Source organism: Nonomuraea aurantiaca (assembly GCF_020215705.1).
GTDB classification, from domain to species: domain Bacteria; phylum Actinomycetota; class Actinomycetes; order Streptosporangiales; family Streptosporangiaceae; genus Nonomuraea; species Nonomuraea aurantiaca.
The window spans coordinates 175,874-197,622 of sequence record NZ_JAIWNB010000009.1; the positions used below are offsets into that span (position 1 = coordinate 175,874).

The 21,749-nt window shown below is 71.0% G+C and carries 22 protein-coding genes; 14 read left to right on the top strand and 8 right to left on the bottom strand.

The annotated features are described in order from the left end of the window. Positions 1-126 precede the first annotated feature (126 nt). Entirely contained in the window at positions 127-1,146 is a 1,020-nt protein-coding gene (locus LDL49_RS22820; RefSeq protein WP_225293163.1) for a LacI family DNA-binding transcriptional regulator, read from the top strand. A gap of 30 nt (positions 1,147-1,176) precedes the next feature. On the opposite strand, the gene LDL49_RS22825 is transcribed toward LDL49_RS22820, so the two are convergent. Continuing rightward, positions 1,177-1,608 (bottom strand): nuclear transport factor 2 family protein, encoded by a 432-nt coding sequence (locus LDL49_RS22825; protein WP_225293164.1) that lies wholly within the window; start codon positions 1,606-1,608, stop codon positions 1,177-1,179. Positions 1,609-1,649: 41 nt separating this feature from the next. Beyond that, positions 1,650-2,036: a hypothetical protein gene (locus LDL49_RS22830; protein WP_225293165.1), complete on the bottom strand. Its 387-nt coding sequence runs from the start codon at positions 2,034-2,036 to the stop codon at positions 1,650-1,652. Between the two features lie 98 nt (positions 2,037-2,134). Here LDL49_RS22830 and LDL49_RS22835 point away from each other — a divergent pair, with 98 nt between their 5' ends. Beyond that, complete coding sequence (locus LDL49_RS22835) at positions 2,135-3,097, top strand: GlxA family transcriptional regulator (protein ID WP_225293166.1); 963 nt, start codon at positions 2,135-2,137, stop codon at positions 3,095-3,097. Between the two features lie 42 nt (positions 3,098-3,139). On the opposite strand, the gene LDL49_RS22840 is transcribed toward LDL49_RS22835, so the two are convergent. Beyond that, positions 3,140-3,793 (bottom strand): hypothetical protein, encoded by a 654-nt coding sequence (locus LDL49_RS22840; RefSeq protein WP_225293167.1) that lies wholly within the window; start codon positions 3,791-3,793, stop codon positions 3,140-3,142. 264 nt (positions 3,794-4,057) lie between these two features. Between LDL49_RS22840 and LDL49_RS22845 the strand changes: the two genes are divergently transcribed. Next, positions 4,058-4,783, top strand: coding sequence for a ThuA domain-containing protein (locus LDL49_RS22845; protein ID WP_225293168.1), 726 nt, complete (start codon positions 4,058-4,060; stop codon positions 4,781-4,783). A 7-nt stretch (positions 4,784-4,790) separates the two neighbouring features. Further along, positions 4,791-5,831 (top strand): Gfo/Idh/MocA family protein, encoded by a 1,041-nt coding sequence (locus LDL49_RS22850; RefSeq protein WP_225293169.1) that lies wholly within the window; start codon positions 4,791-4,793, stop codon positions 5,829-5,831. A gap of 12 nt (positions 5,832-5,843) precedes the next feature. Here the strand turns inward: LDL49_RS22850 and LDL49_RS22855 are convergent, their stop codons facing one another. Then, the gene (locus LDL49_RS22855; RefSeq protein WP_225293170.1) at positions 5,844-7,586 is read right to left on the bottom strand and encodes an IucA/IucC family protein; all 1,743 of its coding nucleotides are present in this window, start codon (positions 7,584-7,586) and stop codon (positions 5,844-5,846) included. A gap of 53 nt (positions 7,587-7,639) precedes the next feature. Between LDL49_RS22855 and LDL49_RS22860 the strand changes: the two genes are divergently transcribed. The 7 genes from LDL49_RS22860 to LDL49_RS22890 all read left to right on the top strand — a co-directional run bounded on the left by LDL49_RS22860 (position 7,640) and on the right by LDL49_RS22890 (position 13,952). Continuing rightward, the gene (locus LDL49_RS22860) at positions 7,640-9,370 is read left to right on the top strand and encodes an IucA/IucC family protein (RefSeq protein ID WP_225293171.1); all 1,731 of its coding nucleotides are present in this window, start codon (positions 7,640-7,642) and stop codon (positions 9,368-9,370) included. A gap of 161 nt (positions 9,371-9,531) precedes the next feature. Further along, positions 9,532-9,663: a lasso RiPP family leader peptide-containing protein gene (locus LDL49_RS22865; protein ID WP_225293172.1), complete on the top strand. Its 132-nt coding sequence runs from the start codon at positions 9,532-9,534 to the stop codon at positions 9,661-9,663. 15 nt (positions 9,664-9,678) lie between these two features. Further along, on the top strand, positions 9,679-11,511 hold the full coding sequence (locus tag LDL49_RS22870) for an asparagine synthase-related protein (protein ID WP_225293173.1): 1,833 nt from the start codon (positions 9,679-9,681) through the stop codon (positions 11,509-11,511). Beyond that, positions 11,511-11,771: a lasso peptide biosynthesis PqqD family chaperone gene (locus tag LDL49_RS22875; protein ID WP_225293174.1), complete on the top strand. Its 261-nt coding sequence runs from the start codon at positions 11,511-11,513 to the stop codon at positions 11,769-11,771. The genes LDL49_RS22870 and LDL49_RS22875 overlap by 1 nt, the downstream gene beginning before the upstream one ends. A gap of 53 nt (positions 11,772-11,824) precedes the next feature. After that, entirely contained in the window at positions 11,825-12,193 is a 369-nt protein-coding gene (locus LDL49_RS22880) for a lasso peptide biosynthesis B2 protein (RefSeq protein WP_308016173.1), read from the top strand. Further along, positions 12,190-13,137 carry an ABC transporter ATP-binding protein gene (locus LDL49_RS22885; RefSeq protein WP_225293175.1) on the top strand — a complete coding sequence of 316 codons (948 nt, stop codon included), beginning with the start codon at positions 12,190-12,192 and terminating at the stop codon, positions 13,135-13,137. Before LDL49_RS22880 ends, LDL49_RS22885 begins: the two co-directional genes overlap by 4 nt. Continuing rightward, positions 13,134-13,952, top strand: coding sequence for an ABC transporter permease (locus LDL49_RS22890; protein ID WP_225293176.1), 819 nt, complete (start codon positions 13,134-13,136; stop codon positions 13,950-13,952). The genes LDL49_RS22885 and LDL49_RS22890 overlap by 4 nt, the downstream gene beginning before the upstream one ends. Positions 13,953-14,019: 67 nt before the next feature. Here LDL49_RS22890 and LDL49_RS22895 read toward each other — a convergent pair whose 3' ends face one another. From LDL49_RS22895 to LDL49_RS22910, 4 genes are all read right to left on the bottom strand, one after another. After that, a complete protein-coding gene (locus LDL49_RS22895; RefSeq protein ID WP_225293177.1) occupies positions 14,020-14,703 on the bottom strand; it encodes a hypothetical protein in 684 nt (227 codons plus the stop codon). 64 nt (positions 14,704-14,767) lie between these two features. Further along, the gene (locus tag LDL49_RS22900) at positions 14,768-15,913 is read right to left on the bottom strand and encodes an esterase-like activity of phytase family protein (protein WP_225293178.1); all 1,146 of its coding nucleotides are present in this window, start codon (positions 15,911-15,913) and stop codon (positions 14,768-14,770) included. Between the two features lie 109 nt (positions 15,914-16,022). Next, positions 16,023-16,787: an SDR family NAD(P)-dependent oxidoreductase gene (locus LDL49_RS22905; protein WP_225293179.1), complete on the bottom strand. Its 765-nt coding sequence runs from the start codon at positions 16,785-16,787 to the stop codon at positions 16,023-16,025. A 211-nt stretch (positions 16,788-16,998) separates the two neighbouring features. After that, positions 16,999-18,000, bottom strand: coding sequence for an endo alpha-1,4 polygalactosaminidase (locus tag LDL49_RS22910; RefSeq protein WP_225293180.1), 1,002 nt, complete (start codon positions 17,998-18,000; stop codon positions 16,999-17,001). A 245-nt stretch (positions 18,001-18,245) separates the two neighbouring features. On the opposite strand from LDL49_RS22910, the gene LDL49_RS22915 reads away from it, so the two are divergent. Genes LDL49_RS22915 through LDL49_RS22925 form a run of 3 tightly spaced genes read left to right on the top strand, consistent with a single transcriptional unit; the run spans position 18,246 to position 21,747 of the window. After that, entirely contained in the window at positions 18,246-19,535 is a 1,290-nt protein-coding gene (locus LDL49_RS22915) for an alpha-glucosidase/alpha-galactosidase (RefSeq protein ID WP_225293181.1), read from the top strand. Then, entirely contained in the window at positions 19,532-20,818 is a 1,287-nt protein-coding gene (locus LDL49_RS22920) for an ABC transporter substrate-binding protein (protein WP_225293182.1), read from the top strand. Before LDL49_RS22915 ends, LDL49_RS22920 begins: the two co-directional genes overlap by 4 nt. Beyond that, positions 20,815-21,747 (top strand): carbohydrate ABC transporter permease, encoded by a 933-nt coding sequence (locus LDL49_RS22925; RefSeq protein ID WP_225293183.1) that lies wholly within the window; start codon positions 20,815-20,817, stop codon positions 21,745-21,747. The genes LDL49_RS22920 and LDL49_RS22925 overlap by 4 nt, the downstream gene beginning before the upstream one ends. Positions 21,748-21,749: the final 2 nt, after the last annotated feature.

Sequence of the window (21,749 nt, forward strand, 5' to 3'; positions counted from 1 at the left end):
GAGCCTGCCTCGCTATGCCTCTGCCAGGGAAACTATTTCTGACTGAACCGGATAAGCGCTTTTGGACTATGGCACCTGGCCAATGACCTAGGGTTCGGGCAGATAACCGGTTCACAGGAGGGTCTCGTGAAGCGACCGACGATCGCCGACATCGCCAGCCGTGCGGGAGTCTCCAAGGTGGCGGTCTCCTACGCGCTCAACGGCCAGCCTGGGGTGTCTGAGGCCACCCGGGCGAGGATCGTCGCCATCGCCGAGGAGATCGGCTGGCGGCCCAACAGCGCCGCCCGCGCGCTGAACGGCGCCCGGGCCCACACCGTGGGGCTCGCCTTGTGCCGTCCAGCGCGCTTCCTGGGCGTCGAGCCGTTCTTCATGGAGCTCATCAGCGGCATCGAGGGCGAGCTCGCCGACCACTCGTACGCCCTGATGCTCCAGGTGGTCGCCGACCACGAGCAGGAGATAGAGGTCTACCGGCGCTGGTGGGGCGAGAGCCGCACGGACGGCGCCTTCCTCGTCGACCTGCGTTACTCCGACGCCAGGGTGCCCGCCATGGAGCAGCTGGGCATGCCGGTCGTGGTGATCGGCCATCCCGCCGAGTCGGGCCCGCTGCCCGCGGTCTGGTCCGACGACGGCGAGGCGATCCGCGAGACCATCGCCTATCTCGTCGCGCTCGGGCACCGCCGCATCGCCCGCGTCGCCGGACTGTCGGAGCTGGTCCACACGGCCGTACGCGATCGGGCGTTCGCGGAGTCGTGCGCGGGCGCGGCCGAGCACGTGACCGTGCACACCGACTACACGGGCGAGGAGGGCGCCAGGGCGACCAGGCGGCTGCTCAGCTCGGCGGCGCGGCCCACCGCGATCGTCTACGACAACGACATCATGGCGGTGGCGGGCCTGTCCGTCGCCCAGGAGATGCGGCTCGACGTGCCGCGCGACCTGTCGATCGTCGCCTGGGACGACTCGCCGCTCTCCCAGGTCATCCGGCCGCCGCTCACCGCGCTGACCCGGGACATCCCGGCGTACGGAGCGCACGCCGCCCAGCGGCTGCTGGCCCTGATCGCGGGCGAGACCGTCCCCCCGTTCGAGGACCAGGCGGCCAGGCTGACTCCGCGCGGCAGCACCGGCGCCGTGCTGATCGACACGCAGTGAGCTCGACCCGCTTCGAGCGCCGGACCCATCTCAGCTGATGGTGCGCCAGGACTGCTCTTCGACGAGTTCGCGGCTCCGCCAGCCGTCGGCGGTGCACAGCATCCGGTGGTGATACCAGCCGCCGCCCTGGATCAGCCCCTTGCTGTCGGCGGAGACCAGTTCGCGCGAGGGAGCGAGGGTGTCGGCGAACGACGCGCTCACGCGGGCCTCGCCGGACTCGAAGACGATCCTCGTGGCGCCGATCAGGTGCAGCCGGCCGGGCCAATTGACCAGGATGTCGGCGAGCCAGGTCTTGGCCTCGGCCCGCGTGCCGCGGATGCCGCCCGCCGCCTGGTAGTCGATCACCGCGTCAGGGGTGAACACCTCGTCGAGCAGGTCCCAGTCCCCCGAGTCGACGGCGCGGGCGTAGCGGGCCAGCACGTCGGCGATCTGGAGGCGGTCGGCGATCTCACGGTCGTCCATACGGTGATCCAACCAAACGCTTGCTACAAACGCCAGCCGGTTCAGTGCGCGTGGGCGTACTCGTCCCGCCGGCGCAGCATCACCAGCAGCATGAGCGGGAACATCGCCACGTGCGCGGCCATCATCAGCCCCATCCCGTCGATGACCCCCAGCCACAGCAGCGGGAACAGCGGCACGACCGGCACGAACATGGCGGCGCACATCTCCAGCGTGCCGGCCCACCCGTGACCACGGAAGCGCATCCAGGCCGCCATGCCGACGGACATGTCGAACGCCATGAGCAGGTAGGCCGCCTCGGGATCCCGCTCGTACGTCAGTCCGAGCCCGACGGCGTCGAGCAGGAAGCCGAGCACGAGCACCCCGGCGAACATCGCGATGACCATCTCCACGTAATGCCAGGCGAATCGGCCCCATGATCTCTGTGTCATGCGCCGACTGTCCCACCCCGCGTCTCCCCTGGAGAAGGCGGGCAAATCGACAGGTCCGGAAACTTGGGGTCCCCGTCCTTCCGGCGTAGGGTCTGGCCATGACCGTACGGCGGATCATCGTCATCGGATACGCGGCGGCGGAACTGCTCGACATCGCCTGCATCACCACCGCCCTGGTGACGGCCAACCACCACGCCCGCCGCCCCCTGTACGAAGTGCGGCTCGCCACCCTCGGCGGCAACCCCATCACCTGCGGCACCGGGCTGACGCTCCAAGCCCAGGAAGTCCTCGAACGCGTCACCGGCCCCCTCGACACGGTCGTCGTCGTCGGCGGCATCGGCCACCAGGAAGCGGCGGAGAACCAGCCGATCCTGGCGCACCTGCGCCGCCTCGCCCGCGAGAGCCGCCGCGTCGCGTCGGTGTGCACGGGAGCCGGCATCCTGGCCGCGACGGGCCTGCTGGACGGCCGGCGCGTGACCACGCACTGGGAGTGGGCCCGCGACCTCGCCGTCCGGCACCCCGCGGTGACCTTCGACCCCGACCCCATCTTCATCCGCGACGGCAACGTCATCACGGCGGCCGGCGTCACCAGCGCCCTCGACCTCACGCTGGCCTTCATCGAGGACGACCACGGCCCGGCCCTGGCCAGGAAGGTCGCCCGCACCCTGGTGACCTACCTGCAACGGCCCGGCAACCAGGCGCAGATGAGCATCTTCACCGGCGCGCCGGCGGGCGAGGACAAGCTGGTCAGGCAGGTGACCGAGTACGTCACCAGCCACCTGGCCGCCGACCTGACCACCGCCACGCTGGCGGCCGGCGCCGGGGTGAGCGAGCGGCACCTGACCCGGCTGTTCCTCAAGGACCTGGGTCAGACGCCCGGCCGGTTCGTCCGGCAGGCCCGTACGGAGGCGGCCGCCCACCTGCTGGCCTCGACCACCCTGCCCATGGCCGGCGTGGCCGCCCGCTGCGGCTTCGGCACGGCCGAGACGCTGCGGCAGGCGTTCGTCGACCGTTACGGGATCCCGCCGTCGCGCTACCGGCTGACGCAGCGATCGGCGTGACCACTCGTCCAGCTCGCGTGGCTACTCGTCCGGCTTACGCGACTACTCGTCCGCCTTGAACGCGAAGCTGGTCGGCGGGGTGAAGGACGGGTTCGGCACGCCGTACACGAGCGAGATCTGCTCGTGCGCCTTGATCACGATGGTCGCCGGGTCGCCGGTGAACGGCTTGCCGTCGACCTGGGTCGTGAGGACCTTGCCGTTGCCGGTCCGCAGCGCGCCGATCTGGTTCGCCGAAAGGGTGACGCCCCACTGCTTGAAGATCTGGCCGAGCGTGTAGACCTCGCCCTTGGCGCGGGATTCGACGTGGATCACACCGCGGGCGTCATGGGTGTGTACGGGGGTCATGTCCTCCCCCTCGATCCCGATGTTGGCCGGGACCTCCACCGCCCTGCCGTCCACGAAGAGGCTCAGATGGGCGTGGTAGTGCTCGGCGGTGCCCATCGGCCCGGCGGTGAGACCGGCGGCCTTCATCCCGGGGGCCGGGTCGTCCGGGACGGACCAGGGCGGCGTCCCGCCGTACGGCTGGGCGGGCTTGGCCGAGACGGTCTGGAAGATGCCGTACCCGGCCGCGGCCAGGGCGACCAGCGCGACGGCCGAGCCGACCCCCGCGGTCACCCACCTGCGGCGGCCCGGCGCTTCGATGACCGGCGGCTCGGCGGGGCGTTGCTGGGATTCCGGCGTCTCAATCGTGGACATGGGCACTCCTGGGCAACATGCGGCTTTGCGACCTTCAGCTCATCATCCGCGAAAGAGGATCAGCGCGGACGCCGCCGCCACCGGCCGGATGTGGCCGTGCTTTACGGCCAGCGCAGTCACCTGGCCGTTGAATCACCACGAAGGCACATCGTGGCCATCCTCTCCCCCGAAACCGGCTTCAACGCCGCCGATAGCGGCGAGAACCATCCAACAAAGGGACCACGACGTTCAGAGGGCCGCACGGCCCCTCGGGGAGGCACACGGATGCCGATCAAGGTCACCGTCTGGAGCGAGAACTACCACGAGCCACGCGAGGAGGACGTACGCCTGCGCTACCCGGAGGGCATTCACGGCGCGATCGCCGCCGGCCTGACCGAGCGGCTGGGCGACCGCGTACAGGTGCGCACCGCGATCCTGGAGGACCCCGAGCACGGGCTGTCGGAGAAGGACCTCGCCGAGACCGACGTGCTCACCTGGTGGGGGCACATGGCCCACGAGGAGGTGTCCGACGAGGTCGTGGAGCGGGTGCATCAGCGCGTGCTCGGCGGGATGGGCCTGCTGGTGCTGCACTCGGGCCACTACTCGAAGATCTTCCGCCGGCTGATGGGCACCACCTGCTCGCTCACCTGGCGCGACGCGGCCGAGCGCGAGCTGGTCTGGACGGTCGCCCCCGGCCATCCCATCGCCGAGGGCGTGCCGCGTCCGCTGGTCATCGGCGAGCAGGAGACGTACGGCGAGCCGTTCGGCATCCCCGAACCCGACGAGCTGGTCTTCGTCAGCAACTTCAGCGGCGGCGAGATCTTCCGCAGCGGCTGCTGCTACCGCCGGGGCCTGGGCCGGATCTTCTACTTCAGCCCCGGCGACCAGGGGCATCCGGTCTACCACCACCCCGACGTACGGCGCGTGCTGGCCAACGCGGTGCTGTGGGCCGCCCCCGCGGCCGGCGTCGGCGATCCCCTGCGCAACGCGCACACCCCCATCACCTGGTAGGAGCCGCATGACCTTCATCACCCTCGACAAGGACCGTCCGCTGCGGGCCGTGGTCGTCGGCGCCGGGTTCATCGGCGGTCAGTGGGCGCCCGAACTGCTCGCCCATCCCGGCACCGAGCTGGTCGGCTGGGTGGACGTGGCCGAGGAGCGCGCCCGCGCCTCCGCCGCCGCCCTGGGCCTGGACGGTTTGCCCGTCAGCGCCTCGCTCACCGCCGTGCTCGACGGCGAGGAGCCCGACTTCATCGTCAACTGCACCGTCCCCGGGGCCCATCGCGAGGTGACCGTCACCGCCCTGGAGCGCGGGGTGTCGGTGCTCAGCGAGAAGCCGATGTCGATCACGCTGGACGAGGCGCGGAGCATGGTGAGCGCGGCGGACCGGGCGCGGCGGCTGTTCGCGGTCAACCAGAACCGCCGCTTCCTGCCGAACCTGGTGGCCTTCCGCAGGACGGTGGCCGAGCTCGGGCCGCTCGGGCTGCTGACCTCGGAGTTCTTCATGCCGTACAAGGGGCCGCCGTTCCTGGCCGCGCTGGAGCACCCCCTGTTACAGGACATGGCGATCCACCTGTTCGACGCGGCCCGGGCGGTGTCGGGGGCCGATCCGGTCAGCGTGTACTGCGAGTCGTTCCGGCCGCCGTGGACCTGGTATTCCGGCGCCTGCTCCGCGACGGCGATCTTCGAGATGACCGGCGGGCTCCGCTACACGTTCACGGGGAGCTGGTCCGCGCCCGGCCAGGCGACGTCCTGGACCGGCAGCTGGCGGGCCGCCGGCACGCACGGCACAGCGCGCTGGGACGGCGAGCGACGGCCGACGGTGGAAGGGGCGAACGGGCACAAGGTACGCAGACACCCACCCGAGCCGGACCGATACCCGGGGCGGGCCCGGTACAGCGGGCTGGCGGAGGGGCTGGAGGAGTTCCTGACCGGGCTGCGCACCGGGCGGCCGCCGCAGGGTGAGTGCCACGACAACATCCGGAGCCTGGCCATGGTGACGGCCGCCCTGGAGTCGGCCCGCACGGGGAGCCGGGTGCCGGTGGCCTTCGACGTCTGAGGGGTGTGTGGGTCAGGTCCGTGACAGCGGGTTCGGCAGCCGGGCCCAGCGGTCGCCGGTGGGGCCGCCCTCGAACTGCATCACCGTGTGCGCCTTGACGGGCAGCTCCGCGCCGAACAGCGCCGCCCGGTCGGCGCGGGTGTCGGCGGTGGCGGGCAGGTCGTCGAACACCTGGTCGGCCACCGCGGCCACCACCGCCCACAGCCGCGCCTCCGCCTCCCGGTCCCCCTGCCCGAGAGCCGAGACGAGGCTGCTGAACGTGGTGCCGACGAGCGAGCCGTACAGCTTGGCGTGCAGCTCGTCCGGATCATCGGCGATGAGGCGGGGACTGAGCGGCGGCGGCGTCAGACCGTTGCGGCGCAGACGGGCGGGGCTGACGCGGATGTCGGCCAGGTCCCGGTAGATGAGGCGGATCGGGCGGCCGTGGTGGTCCAGGACGACCAGGAGGTTCTGGCCGTGCGCCTCCAGCGTCACGCCGTACGCCAGCAGCCCCAGCGCCGCCTCCAACGCCTGCCGCGCGAACTCCCTCAGCCACTCCACGGCCGCACCCAGGGGTGGACCGCCGCCGGACGGAGACTGGACGACACCATGGATGAAAGGTGGGCCATCGGTCGAAGACCGGACGACGCCGTGGATCAAGGGCGGGCCGCCGGACGGAGGCCGGACGATGAGGGCCGCCACGGGAAGCACAGTCTCTCCTGCGCCCGCGTACTCCGTCGGTGACTCGCGCACCAGGACCGCCAGATCGGCACTGGGCTCGCCGTTCACCACCGCGCAGGCGGCGGCCAGGTTGCGAGTGATCCGCAGCCGTCCGCCCAGCCGCCGGGCCAGATGCACCAGCATGGCCGAGAGCGGCGCGCTGTCACGGATCGAGCCCGGCGAGATGTCCCGCACGTTGGACGTCAGCCGCGTGGAGAACGCCGTCTTGAAATGCGGCCCGCCACCGACGGGCGCGAGCGTACGTACGCAGATCAGCGGCCGGGCCGCTATCCCGCCGGCCACGAACGGCCGGAACCCCAGCTCCGGCAGCACATGCCTGCTCTGCCACGGATGGGCGGGCAGCAGCAGCCGGTCACCGTCGCGCAGCCAGTCGGGCCAGGCGCCGATGACCACGCACCGCGACGCCGGCACCGCCACCAGATCCAGATCGACCACGGGCCGGTGCTCGGGCATGTACGCCAGTTGCTCCGCCACCGACACCCCGGGCCGGTTACGACAGGACGGATGGTACGGATGCCCGTCCACCACACTCTGCTCGAACCATTCCAGCGACCCCTCCTGCGCCCCCGCCCCCAGCCCCAGCCCCGCTCCGGCGCGCGCGAGCGCCAGCGAGGCGACGCTGCGGTCCAGATCGGCGCCGAAGCGCTCCGACCCCGGCAGTCCTAGAGCGGCCAGCAGCTCACCCGGCCGCGTGTACGCCCGCCCGTCCAGCAGCACCGCCGGGTCATCCCCCGCCCCCAGGTCGTACGCCAGGCGGGCGGGCCCGGTGAGCAGGCGCCCATCGGCCAACCGGACCCGCCCGCGCGCGCCGTCCCCCCTGGCCGCGCCGTCCTGCCCGGCCACGCCGTCCCGCCCGGCCAACCCGGGCACCGGCTCGTACAGCAGCCCCCGCCAGAGCAGGCCCAGGATGGTGGCCCGCGCCCCAGGCAACGCGTCGGCGTAGGCGGCGGCCAGGCCGGGACGGACCTGTGCCAGCTTTGCGGCAAATTCCGCTTCTGCCCGACCTTGAGGGGGATTCTCCAATTCAATACTCATAACGGGTAGTTACCCCGTGTATGACCACCGATACGAGTGGTGAGGGGTCGGCGATGGCGCACCATCCTGAGGGGCCGGACGCGGCACAGGTGACCATACGGTCCGATCAGGACCGCAATCGAGCCTGGGGCCACGATCACGACCACGAGCGGGACGGCGACCGGGACCCACACCCGCGCCCGCACCGGGACTCGAACCGCGACGGCGACGGCGACGGCGACAGCCACCGCGACCGCGACCGCGCCGACACTCTCACGATGACGGCTCTCCTCAACTGCCTGGTCCGCGAAGTGGCCAACCCCGAGGGCGACCGGAACGACGGCCACCGGACCTACCGTCTGCCCGCGACCGGCCACCTGCTGCGCGTACGCGCCGGACGCTACCCCGCGCACCCCGCCCTGCACACACCCGGCGGCTGGCTCCCCCTGTCCCTGGACCTCCTCGTCGCGCTGACCGCCGAGGAGCTGACCGCGTGCACCGGCGTGGCCAACGACACCCTCGCAGGCGAGATCCGCCACAGCAGGGACGTCGTCGCCACCCTGCTGTCCACCCGCCGCACCCCCACATCCAGCACCCAGCCGTTCATCGAACCCACCGAGCTGTTCCTGCGGTCCGAGCAGGCCCTGGTCGCCGGGCACCGCTACCATCCGGCGCCCAAGGCCCGTGGCGGGCTCGGTCCGGACGCCTGGCTCCCCTACGCGCCCGAGGCCCGCGCCCGCTTCCCACTGATCCTGCTCGGGCTAGCGCCCGAGATCGTGCTGGAGGAGGGCGACGCCACCGCGCTGGATGCCCTCGGACCGCCGCCGCCCGATGGCGGCCTCCTGCTGCCCGCCCACCCCTGGCAGCTGGACCTGCTGGGCGGCCCGGCCGCCCTGCGGGACGGGCGACTGCGGTATCTGGGTGAGACCGCCGTCATGGCCGTGCCGACCTCTTCGCTGCGCACGGTGTACCTGCCCGACGTGGACCTGTTCTGCAAGTTCAGTCTCGACGTCCGGATCACGAACGACGTCCGCCGGCTCTGGGCCCGCGACCTGCGCCCGCTCACCGCCGTAGACCGCCGGCTGCGGGAGGTCTTCGACGACCTGCCCGCGCACCTGCCGAAACCCTCCATACTCTCCGACCGGGGCTACCGCACCGTGGACCTCGGCGATGGCGACGGTGGCGAGGCGCTGGCGGTGGTCGTGCGCGACGGTCTGGGGGCGCATCTGCGTCCCGGCCTGACGGCGCTGCTGGCGGCGGGGATCAGCGAGGGCTTTCCCGGCAACCCGCTCGACGGCCTCGATGAGGACCGGGCGCTCGCCTGGTGGCAGGGCTACCTGGAGCACGTCGTACCGCCGGCCCTGCACGCGTACCTGCGTCACGGCGTGGTCCTGGAGTGCCACCTGCAGAACGTACTGATCGGCGTGGACGCCACCGGCACCCCCGCGCAGGTGATCTTCCGTGACCACGAGGGCGTCAAGCTGGTCGCCGACCGGCACCAGGACACGACACCGTGGGTCAGCGCGGCGTACGGCTGGGAGCGGCTGGTCTACTGCCTGGTCACCAACAATCTCTGGGAGATCGCCGGCGCGATCGAGGAGCGCCATCCGGGCCTCGGCGGCGAGCTGTGGGCGCGGGCCAGAGACCTGCTCGCCGGGTACGCGGCGGACCACGTGGGGGTCCGCGCCCTGCTGGGCGCCGACCACGTGCCCGCCAAGGCCAACCTGCTGCTGCGCTGGCTCGGCGCCGACGGCGGCGAGATGCGCTGCGTGCCCGTCCCCAATCCCCTGCGGGGCCGTACCTAACCCCCTGCGTGCACGTGCCCGATCTCCTGCGGCCAGTAGCCGGTCGGCACAGAAACCGTGACCATGGTCATCGCTATTAGTAACCAAATAGCTACTGTCAGTTACAAGGCGAGGTAGATAGACATAGGCGTGACCGACATCATCTCTGAAAGGAGAAGGTCATGCCCACACCTGCCGCGTACGAGCCGCCGGCCTTGGCCGAAGTCGGCGATTTCGCCGACCTGACGCGCGGTTTGCCGTCAGGCTTCGTCCTCGAGTGGGCCCCACAGCCGTTCCAGTGGTTCTCCGGCTGACGGGCGGGAGCATCGGTGCTAGGTGAGATGTGGTTCGCCGTCCTCCCCGACGGTGAGGCGGGTCTTGCCGCGGCAGGCGTGCTGCTTCCGGGAGTCAGTCAGGTGATCGACCACGCCTCCGGGCGGCCGTGGTTGATCGGGGACTGGCCCGGCCACCAGATCCGTCTGGCGGCGGCGGGAGCGGCACGGGTGGCGGTGATCGGGCGCTGTCCGGTCACCGCCACTGACCTGGCCCTGCGGCTGGCTCGGATATCCGACGTGGAGCGGATCGAGCAGATCGTCGCGGGACTGCCGGGCAGCTTCCACCTGGTCGCCTCGATCGACGGCAGGGTGGCGGTGCGCGGCACCGCCTCGGCCGTCCGCCGCGTCTTCCACGCCCGCGTACGCGGTGTGACCGTGGCCGCCAGCCGTTCCGACGTGCTCGCGTGGGCGACCGGCGGGCGGATCGACGAACGGGTGCTGGCCACGCGGCTGCTGCCCAGCGGGGTGGTCGGCCCGTTGCAGGACCTCGGTGTGTGGCGCGACGTCAGCTGTCTGCCCCCCGACCGCACGCTGCTGATCGAGCCCACCGGCATGACCGGCATCCGCACCTGGTGGCACCCACCCGAACCGGCCCTGCCCCTGGCTGAGGGGGCGACGGCGCTCCGCGAGGCGCTGACCGGCGCCGTGGACGCGTGCACCGCGGACGGCGGCACGATCAGCGCCGACCTGTCCGGCGGCATCGACTCCACCAGCCTCTGCTTCCTGGCCGCCCGCGGCCGGGCAAGCCTGATCACCGTGCACTGCGAGGGCATGGACCCCGGCAACGACGACCCGGCCTGGGCCTTCCGCGCGGCCACCGGCCTGCCGGCGGCGACGCACCAGGTCATCGGTCACGACGAGCTCCCGCTGTGGTTCGCCGGTCTGACCGAGCCCCAGCCGTCGATGGAGGAGCCGTCCGGCTGGGTACGCGACGCGGCGCGGCTGGCCGACCTGGCCTGGCGGCTGAGCACCGCCGGTTCCCGGCTGCATCTGATGGGGGTCGGCGGCGACGAGCTGTTCTCGGCCCTGCCGCCCTACCTCCACGACCTGGTCAGAGACCGCCCGTTCACGGCGCCCGCGCACCTGCGCGCCCGCCGGGCCCGCCGGCGCGGCTCCTGGTGGCGGATGCTGCGGGCGGTGGTCGACCGCACCGACCACCCGGCCTGGCTGGAGCGCTGCGTCGCCGATCTGAGCACCACGCCCGCGGCCGCGGACCCCTACTCGATGGCCTGGGGACCGCCGCTGCGCATGCCGCCATGGGCCACCGCCTGCGCCGTGCACGCGGCCCGCGACGTACTGGCCGGGATCGCCGCCGCGCGGCCGGCGCCGCTGTCGCCGCGACGCGCCCAGCACCAGGCCCTGCTCTACGCGCGCACCGGCGGGGCCGGGCTGCGGCAGATCGACCAGGCCACCTCCCGCCTGGGTCTGCCGTACGCCGCGCCCTACCTGGACGACGCCGTGATCGAGGCCGCCCTGTCCGTACGGCCGGACGAACGCGCCGGCCTGGGCCGTTACAAGCCGCTGCTGGCGGCCTCGATGGACGGCGTGGTGCCGGCCGAGCTGCTCGAGCGCTCGACCAAGGGCGAATACGGCGCCGACTTCTACGCCGGCTGGCGGCGCCATCGTGACAGCGTGCTGGAGTTGTTCGAGGCGTCCGAACTCGCCCGGCTCGGCCTGATCGACACCGGCGCCCTGCGTGCCGCCCTGCTCGGCGTGCACCCGCGGCCGCACGTCATGGAACCCCTGTCGCAGACGCTCGCCTGCGAGATATGGCTGCGCTCACTGACCCCCCACCGGATGCCGGCCATGACCACGGGAGACTCCTGATGCCCTTCAGCCTGCGCGGCGGCGTGTCCACCGCGCACTCCATCGACGGCATGGTGCTGCTCGACGAGCGCGCCGGCCGCTACTGGCAGCTCAACGCCACCGCCACGCTGGTCCTGCGCGCCCTGCTCTGCGGCGCCTCTCCGGGCGAGGTGGCCAAGAGGCTGACCGGCAACCACCCGGAGCTGTCCGTCGAGCAGGCGGACCGCGATGTCGCCGAGCTGCTGGCGGCCCTGCGCCGAGCCGAACTGGTGATGCCGTGAGCCACCCGATGACCTCCGAGTCACGCGCTCGGGTTTCGCCGGCCAGGACATCCGTGGCGCTCCTGGCCGTCGCCGCGGCCCGGCCGCTGGCCGGGCTCAGGCCGTACCGCATCCGGCGCGTCCTGAGGATGATCCGGCGCGGCGCCGTCGCCGCCACGGCCGCGCAGGCCCTGGCCGCCAGGGACGACGTGGTCGCCGTGAGCGCGCGCTGCGCCGGGCCCGCCTGCCTGCAGCGCTCCCTGGCGACGGCCATCCTGTGCCGGCTCCGGGGCACCTGGCCCACCTGGTGCGCGGGGGTGCGCGTCGAGCCGTTCCGCGCGCACGCCTGGGTACAGGTGAACGGGCAGCCCGTCGGCGAGCCCTACCCGGCCGGCTACTACCTGCCGATCATGACCGTCGCGGCCCCCTCGACCGCCCCATGAGGCCGGGAGCGATCCACACCCACTCGCTGCGCAAGTCCTACCAGGGCATGCGTGCTGTGTGCGGCATCAGCCTGAACGTCGAGGCCGGGGAGATGTTCGGCTTCCTCGGGCCCAACGGGGCCGGCAAGTCCACCATGATCTCGATGCTGTCCACGCTGCTGCGGCCCAGCGGCGGCCGGGCCCTCGTCGCGGGCATCGACGTGCGCGACGACCCGAAGGAGGTACGCCGTCGCATCGGGCTGGTCTTCCAGGAGCCGACCGTCGACACCGACCTGACCGTCCGCGAGAACCTCGCCTTCCACGCCACCCTCTACGGCCTGGGCAAGCACGACGCGCGCCGCCGCGTGGCCGAGGCCGCGGACCTCGTGGGCCTGACCGGCCGCGGCGACACGCTGGTACGCACCCTGTCCGACAGCATGAGACGCCTGCTGGAGATCGCCCGCGGGCTGCTGCACGAGCCGGGGGTGCTGTTCCTCGACGAGCCCACAGTGGGCCTGGACCCGCAGGCCCGCGCGGAGATCTGGGAGCACCTGCGCGAGCTGCGCCATCGCCGGGCCATCACCGTGTTCCTGACCACCCACCACCTGGAGGAGGCCGAATACTGCGACCACATCGCCATGGTCGACCGGGGCCGGGTGGTCGCCGACGACTCCCCGGCCGCGCTGAAACGACTGATCGGCACCGACCGCATCCATCTGCGCACCGGCGACGACCAGGCCGCGGCCGCCACGCTGTCCGACTACCTGGGCCTGGCCAGCGCGTGGGGGCCTGACGGCCTGTACGTCCAGGTGACCGACGCCGCCACCGCCATCCCCTGGGTGTGCACCGTGCTGCGGGTGCCCGTCCACTCGATCGAGGTACGCCGTCCCAGCCTCGACGAGGTGTTCCTGCGCTACACCGGCCGGACCTTGGACGGCGCGTCACGTCCGGAGGTGTCGCTGTGACCGTGGACGCCCGTCCCTCCGTATGGTCACGTCTCCTGCGCCGGCTCTGGTGGGAGACGCGGGCCGCCCACGTGGTGTGGCAGCGCGAGCTGCTCCACTATGCCCGCAACCCGGCCCGCCTGATCATGACCCTGGCCCAGCCGGTCGTCTACCTGCTGGTCCTCGGCACCGGGCTCGGCGCCATGCTCCCGGGCGGTGGCGGCTATCCCACCTACCTGTTTCCCGGGGTGCTGCTGATGACCGTCCAGGCGCCCGCGATCGCCATCGGCGCCTCCGTCGCGGTCGACCGCGAGGCGGGCTTCCTCAGGGAGATGCTGGTCGCGCCCGTCCACCGGGTGAGCCTGCTGGCGGGCCGGTGCGCGGGCGCCGCCACGGTGGCCACCTGTCAGGGCGTGCTCGTCCTGGGTCTGGCGGGGCTGGCGCACATCCCGTACGCGCCTGAGCTGATGCTCGCGCTCATCGCCGAGATGGCGCTGATCGCGTTCGCCATGACCGCGTTCGTCGCCCTGCTGGCCGTGGTCATCTCCCCGACGCCGACCTTCCACGCGGCGCTGGGGTGCGTGCTGACGCCGCTGGTGTTCCTGTCGGGCGCGCTGTTCCCGATCGCGGGCCTGCCGGTCTGGTTGACCGCTCTCATGGTGGCCAACCCGCTCACGTACGTGATCGACCTGCTCCGGCGGACCATCGCCCCCTACCTCGCCCGGCCGGAGCCGGCCGCCGTCCACTCGCCCGTCCTCATGGAGCTCGCCGTCACCGCCGGGGTCGGCCTGCTCTCCGTCCTGCTGGCCGCCCGCCGCCTCTCCCGCCCCCGCTGAGGCCGCCCCGAGGCCCGCGGCACCGCCTCCCCGACGGCCCGTCTGGTGACGAGCCCCCTCAGAGCCACTACACCAGACCGACCATGAACCCCTCATCGCGAATCCCCAGGTAGGCCGCAGGACGATACTGCCGCATCGCCCGCTCGATGACCGGAATGTACTTGGGGTTGGACCCAAGGGGCAGCCGGTAACCGTTCTTGACCGTGTGGAACTCCCACAGGTGCTCCAGCTCCGGGTGGCGGGCGCGGAACCCGGGGTCGGCGGGGAAGAGGTCGAGGCGCACCATCACCTTGCGCATGATGTAGTCGGCAAGCTTGACGCGGCGCTGCTGGGTGCGCGAGATGCCCACTCCCGACAGCTCGGCCCACGACGCGGCCCACGGCTTGCCCTGGGGATCGTCCCAGCGCACGCCGTAGCCGTCGAAGACCAGCCTGCGAGGGCGGCTGAGCTTGCGCCACGTGATGATCGGGAGGGCCCCGATGGCCAGGAAGAGCAGCCCGAGCAGCCCGGCGACGACAGTCGTCCCGGCGCCGCCCCTGACCTGGCCGGTGAGCGACGACACGATCGTGATGAGCCCGATGGCCCCGGCCACGGAGCCGCCGATCAACGCCTTCACCTTGGCGTCCCCGCCGACGTCGATCACCACGGGAGGCGGGACGAAGGCGGGGGGCTGCTGCGGGGGATACGGAGCATTGAACTGCTGCTGGTGGTGGGGTGGATACGGTGGCTGTTGCGGCGGCCGGTACGTCATGAAAAGCCAGGCTAGTTCGGGTGCCCAGGCGCCCCGGGACGCTTCACTTTTTTGCGAAGCGAGTTCAGCAGCTCCGGGTGGCGAAGGCCAGGAACTGCGTCGCCTCCTCGGCGGCGAAGTTGTCGTCGGACCCGATCACCAGCGTGCACTCACCCGTGCGCAGCCGTGGCCCCCAGGCGAGGCTCTCCAGGTTCTGTACCGGCGTCCGGACCTCGTCGAGGTCGGTTACCAGGCGCTTGGTGACCGGGCGGTAGGGCCCGCCGGTCGTCAGGCTGTTCCTGGCCAGCACGTTCGTGGCCCCACGCAGGTCGATCTCGTACAGTTTCACCCGGTAACCGACGCCTTCGAGCCAGGAGCGTTCCAGGGCCAGGAACCGGTGCTCGTCGATCGCCAGGATCTCCGAGACCCCGCTGTCGGTGTGCCCGGTCGGCGGGACGGGGGCGGTGGGCAGGGGGTCGATCGGGTAGACGTACTGGGCGCTCGGCCTGCTCCCGAAGCGGCTCCATACGGTGAGGCGGGCCGGCGCGCCGTGCTCGACGGTCGGCGGCTCCCCGTCCTCGAAACGCGGGCCCTCGGTGATGGTCGTGATCGTGCGCGGGGTGAGGGCCAGGCCCTCGATGCCGAAGTTGCGCCTGGGCCCGCTGTCCGTGGCGGTCATGCGCAGGTTGGCGGGCATCGGCAGCTCGCCGACCTGCCGGCCCCGGGCGTCGGCCCGGTGGACGTACAGGCCGGACGGCGGGATGTCCGGGTGCCCCTCGTCCGGGCGGTCGCCCTCGTCACCCCACAGCAGCCGGCCGGTCCACGGGTCGTAGCGGATGGTCTCCGGATCGGCGGACTCGGGCTCCCCGTACGGGGGATAGGTGCTCCCGTCGGGGCGCAGGAAGCTGTCGACCCCGGTGAGGCGGACGCCGGTGAACGCGCCGGTCGTCCGGTCGAAGGCGAAACGCCCGGTGTAGAAGCGGGCCGGGCCGTAGCGGCCGCGGTCGTCGGAGATGAGGTACCAGGTGCCGGTGAGCGGGTCGCGATCGAGTCCGGACAGGCCACCGACCGTGGTACCGGCGTAGGGCATCTTGTACGGCAACCGCTGCTCGCCGAGGAAACGGGTGATCTCGACGGGCTGCGGCGAGGCACTCGCCGCCGTGGCTGCGGGCACGGCGGCGAGCCCGATCGTTACCGCGACGGCCGCGGCGATGCCCACTGTTCTCCGCATAAATCTCTCCCCACTCTTCGACACCGGCGGGGATATGAGATCGCGGATTCTGCGGAAAGTCCACGCGTATTAATAACGGCGATTCAGCCGCGATCATCGAGAAAAGTGCTCACATGATGGCGAGTTGCCCACCGTCGATGACCAGCTCGGTGCCGTGGATGAACGCCGCGTCGTCCGAGGCCAGGAAGGCGTATCCGGCCGCGACCTCCTCGGCCAGCCCGGCCCGGCCGAGCGGGATGTGGTCGCGTTCGTACGCCGACACGAAATCGTCCGCCAGCCCGGCCGAGATGGCGGAATTCAATGGAGTCTTGATATATCCGGGACAAAGGGAATTGACGCGGATCCCATGTTTTCCGAGCTCCACGGCCATTGTCTTGGAGAGCAGCAGCACGCCGCCCTTTGAGGCGTTGTAATGCGCGTAGTCGGCCTCGCCGCCGAGCCCGTTCGTGGACGACATGTTGAGGATCACTCCGCCGGCGCCGCGCGCCACCAGATGCCTGGCCACGGCCTGGGCGACCAGGAACATCCCCCGCAGGTTCACCGACACGATCCGGTCCCAGTGGTCGGGCGTGATCTCCAGGAAGGGCTCGCGCCAGGCGATGCCCGCGTTGTTGATCAGGACGTCGATCCCGCCCAACGCCGCGATCGCGCCGTCCACCAGGCGGGCGACGTCGCCCTCCGAGCTGATGTCGCCCGCCAGCCCGTGCACCTCGCCCAGCGGGGCCAGCTCGGTCACCGCCTGGTCCACCTCGGCTTCGTCGAGGCCGCCGAGCACGACCCGGGCGCCCTCTTCCAGGAACCGGCGCGCGGTGGCGGCGCCGATGCCGCTACTGCCGCCACTGATCAGCACCCGCTTTCCGGCCAGTCCCCGCATGATGCCCTCCACTGTCGCGACCCGGCTCCGAACGTAGCATCTGTTCCGTCATGCGCACGAGCGTTCTGCTACTCGGAAAGCAGCGCAGACGAGGGGAATGTTCCATGAGCCCCTGACGCCTGCTCACAGCGTCTGCGTCCCATGGGCGCGCCGGAACAGCATTCTGTTTCACGGAAAGGTGACCCCACCCCTGGGAGGGCCACCTCGCCGCCTACCTACAGGGCTTGTAGGGCAGATCCTTGAGGGAGTAGTCGGTCGCCTTCTTGATGGCGTTGACGTTGAGCGTGGCCGCCTTGCCGCAGAAGCCGGTCGGCGAGGTCAGGTACTCCACCTGGAACACCGGCTTGCCCGCCCGGATGAACGGCGTCAGCTCCCCGCACTCATCGAACTCGAAGCACTGCTCGTTGACCGCGTAGTCGAAGTCGCCCACCAGGTCGGACACCTGGGAGAGGTCGTTCTTCAGCGCCACCGACAGGCCCTTGGCATGGCCCAGGGCGGCCAGGGCCCGGTTGAAGATCAGCTGGGTGGCCGGGGTGACCGTCCAGCCGGTGACCGACTTGCCCTCCTCGTGCGCGTTCACCACGTCGAACTCGACGCCGTCGAACCCGGCCTGGGCGCACTTGGCGACCCGGGCGGCCATCATCGTCAGCAGAAAGTCCCGCTGGCCCTTGTCGTTGTTGATGTTGGCCCAGCGCTCGTTCGGGAACTCCTCGCTGAACGGCTTGCCCAGCAGGGAATGGCCGTGGCTGTTGTCCCAGTCGACGAACGTCTGGTGGTCGGGCCGGTACTCCTCTATCGAGCCGGCGTCGACGTAGCAGATCGCCTTGGCGCCCCGCGCGTGGATGGCGGAGACGGCGGCGGCGTTGATCGTGGTGTTGTTGCCCACCACATCGGCGTCCGCGTAGAGGTCGATGTCGAACACCGTCGGCTTCACGCAGGCGCCCCCGGCCTGGGGGACCTGGCAGATGTCGACGTTGACGCCGCCGGTGGCGGGATAGGCGGAGTTGCCCTGGAGCTGGTACTGCCAGCGGCTCCGCAGCGGGGGCTTCCAGATCGCCGCGCGGGCGGCGGCCTGGGGAGCAGTCGTGGCGGCGGCCTTGGGAGCGGTCGTGGCGGCGGCGGCCGATCCGGCGGCGCCGAGGACCGCTGTCGGCGCGATGACCAGCGCCGCGGCCACGGCGGACCGGGTGAAGAACGATCGGAGGTTGACCATACTCGCACCTTCTATTCCGAGTGGTGGAATGTCATTCCGACCACAAGGAAATCGGGCAAGATCACAGGTTGTCAATCTTGTCTCGATGTCGAGAATTCCCCGTAAAAGGCATAAAACCCGGCCAGGCCACCGTCTCAGTACTTTCCGTATAGCGGAACGCTAGTCTGTATCGTGGATAGATGGCTATACTCGCCGCACGCAGCGGGCCGCCACGCCCGCCGTGGTCTGTGGAGGGAAAGAGCCCCATGGCACGCATCGTCTTCATCGGCGCCGGCAGCGTCGAGTTCACCAAGAACGTCCTCTCCGACATCCTGACCTTCCCCGAGCTGGGGGACTCGACCCTGGTCCTCCATGACATCAACCCCGAGCGGCTCGCCACCGCGACGGCCATGGCCGAGTGGATGGTCGCCGCGCTCGGCCTCGGCGCCAAGGTGGAGGCCCACCTCGACTGCCGCGCCGCCGTGGACGGCGCCGACTACGTCATCAACGAGATCGCGGTCGGCGGGCACGCCGCGACCCGCGTGGACTTCGAGATCCCGCGCCGCTACGGCCTGCGCCAGACGATCGCCGACACCCTCGGCATCGGCGGCATCTTCCGCGCGCTCCGTACGATCCCGGTCATGGTCGGGCTGGGGAACGACCTGGCCGAGCTGGCACCGGACTCACTGCTGCTCAACTACACCAACCCGATGGCGATGATCCCCCGGGCCGTCTACCAGGGCACCGCCTTCCAACGGGTCGTCGGGCTCTGCCACTCCGTGCGCGACACGCAGGCCCGCCTCGCCTCGCTCGTGGGCGTACCCGAGGACGAGGTGTCCTTCGTCACGGCCGGGGCCAACCACCAGGCGTTCGTGCTGCGGTTCGAGCACCGTGGCCAGGATCTGTACCCGGCGCTCGACGACGTGATCGCCCGGGATCCCGACCTGCGCAGGACCGTACGGGTGGAGATGTACCGCCGCTTCGGCTACTTCCCCACCGAGTCGAGCGAGCACGGCTCGGAATACCTGCCCTGGTTCCTGCACCATGACGACCAGGTGGCGCACTTCCGTATACCGGTGGACATCTACCTGCGCTGGTCGGAGGAGAACCTCGACACCTACGAGGAGACCAGGCGGCGGCTGGCGGCCGGCGAGGGCGTCGAGATCGAGCCCGCGATGGAGCTGGCCTCCGAGGTCATCCACTCGATCGAGACCGGCACCCGCAGGGTGGTCCACGGCAACGTGCGCAACGACGGGCTGATCAGTAACCTGCCGCCCGACGCGTGCGTCGAGGTGCCCTGCCTGGTCGACCGGTCGGGGATGCGCCCGACCCGGATCGGCGACCTGCCGCCCCAGCTCGCCGCGCTGAACCAGACGTTCCTGAACGTGGGCGACCTGACGGTGCGGGCGGCGCTCGAAGGCCGTCGCGAGCACGTCTACCACGCGGCCATGCTCGACCCGAACGCCGCTGCCACGCTCACCCTCCAGCAGATCCACGATCTCGTGGACGAGATGATCGCCGCCCACGGCGACCTCCTTCCCGAGGGCGTCCGATGAGGCGCGCCCTGGCCGCCGTCACGGGCATCGCCCTGCTCGCGACCGGCTGCGGCTCGGCGGCCGGGAGCGAGCAGGCGGGCGGCCCGGTACGGATCACCGTCTGGGACGGCCAGTCGGACGCCGCCGCCAAGTCGATCGCGAAGCTGGTGGCCCAGTTCAACCAGGCCCATCCGGACATCAAGGTGAGCCTCGAGTCCGGGGCCGCGACCGCCGACGGCATGCTGCCCAAGCTCACCGCCGCGCTCACCTCGGACGCCTATCCCGACGTCGCCTACCTCTACGGCTCCTGGGCGCCCAACCTGGCCAGGAACCCGAAGACGGCCGACCTCACCCAGTACGCGAAGGATCCGGCCGTCGGCTGGGCGGACTTCTGGGAGAGCGAGCGGTCGGCGGCCACCGTCGAGGGCAAGGTCATCGGCTTCCCGGCGGTGGTCGACAACATGGTGGTCCTGTACAACAAGAAGCTGCTGGCCAAGGCCGGAATCGAGGCGCCGAAGCCCGACTGGACCTGGGACGACTTCCGGGCGATCGCCAAGAAGACCACCGACGCCGGATCCGGCACCTTCGGCACCACCTGGGCGATCAGCGGTGGCGAGGAGGCCGTCTGGGGCCTGTGGCCGCTGGTCTGGCAGGCGGGCGGCGACGTGCTCTCCCCCGACCGCAAGAAGGCCGTCTTCAACTCCGCCGCCGGGCAGCAGGCGCTCGGCCTGCTGCGCGGCATGGCCATCGATGACAAGTCGCTCTACCTCGACTCCAGCCCGGCCGAGAAGGGCCAGAAGCTCTTCGAATCCGGCCGGCTCGGCATGTTCCTGGCCGGTCCGTGGGTGCTGCCCGACCTGCAGGCCGCCAAGGTCGACTACGGCGTCGCCCAGCTCCCCGGCACGAACGGCAACCACGAGACGGTCTCGGGGCCCGACAACTGGGTGGTGTTCAAGCACGACGACCGGCGGGTCAAGGCCGCCGCCACGTTCCTGACCTGGCTGACCGCCGCCGAGCAGCAGCTGGAGTGGATGAAGGACACCGGCTCGCTGCCCATCCGCGAGTCGATCACCAAGCTGCCCGGCTACCAGGACTACCTCACGAAATATCCGGGCATCGAGGTGATCTCCGCCAACCTGGCCAACGCCAAGCGGGTCCGGCCGCCGACGACCAGATATCCGCGGGTGTCGGCGTTCGTGGCCGAGGCCATCGCGCAGACCCTGCTCGGCAAGGCCGATCCCAAGACGGCCCTGGACGAGGCCGCCGCCAAGGCCGACGCGGCGCTCGCCGTACCGGGATCGTGAACAGCACCGCGCCGGCCCTGGGCCGGGCCGCCGTCGGCCACCGGCAGCCGCGCGACCGCCGCAGACTCGCCGACAACGTCGCCGGCTGGACCTTCGCCGGTCCCGCCTCACTGATCATTCTCGGCTTCTCGCTGGTCCCGATGGTGTGGGCGCTCACGCTGTCCTTCACCGACTCCGACCTGCAGACGCCGGGGCGGAACGTGGGGCTGGCGAACTACCGGGCGCTGCTGGAGGACCCCGTCTTCTTCCAGGCGCTGCGCAACACCGGGCTGCTCGTCGTGCTCTACATCCCGGCGTCGCTGATCGCGGGCCTGCTCGTGGCGGTGCTGCTGAACAGGAAGGTACGCGGGATCGGGTTCTACCGGACCTGCTTCCTGGTGCCGTACATCGCCTCGGCGACCTCGGCCGGGCTGCTGATGGGCTACATCTTCGACCGGGACTTCGGGCTGATGAACGGGCTGTTCGTCAAGCTCGGGCTGCCGGTGCAGGGGTTGCTGAGCAGCCCTTCGCAGGCCATGTTCGTGCTCACCCTGATCTTCTTCTGGACCCGGTTCGGGTTCGCGGTGGTGATCTATCTGGCCGCGATCCAGGAGATCAACAAGGAGATCCTGGAGGCCGCCTCGATCGACGGGGCGGGCAGGTGGACCACGTTCCGGCACATCATCGTGCCGTCCGTACGGCCGATGACGCTCTTCCTCACGGTCTGGGGCGTGATCGACGCGCTGCAGTTCTTCGACCTGGTCATGACCACGACCAAGGGCGGCCCGGCGAACGCGACCGTGACGATCGTCTACTACATCTGGCAGCTCGCCTTCAACTACTTCACGGCCGGCTACGGCGCGGCCGTGGCGTACGTCCTGTTCGTCGGCACCCTCATGCTGATCGTCGGCGGCTTCCTGATCGCGCGCAGGAAGGGAGCCATGGCGTGAAG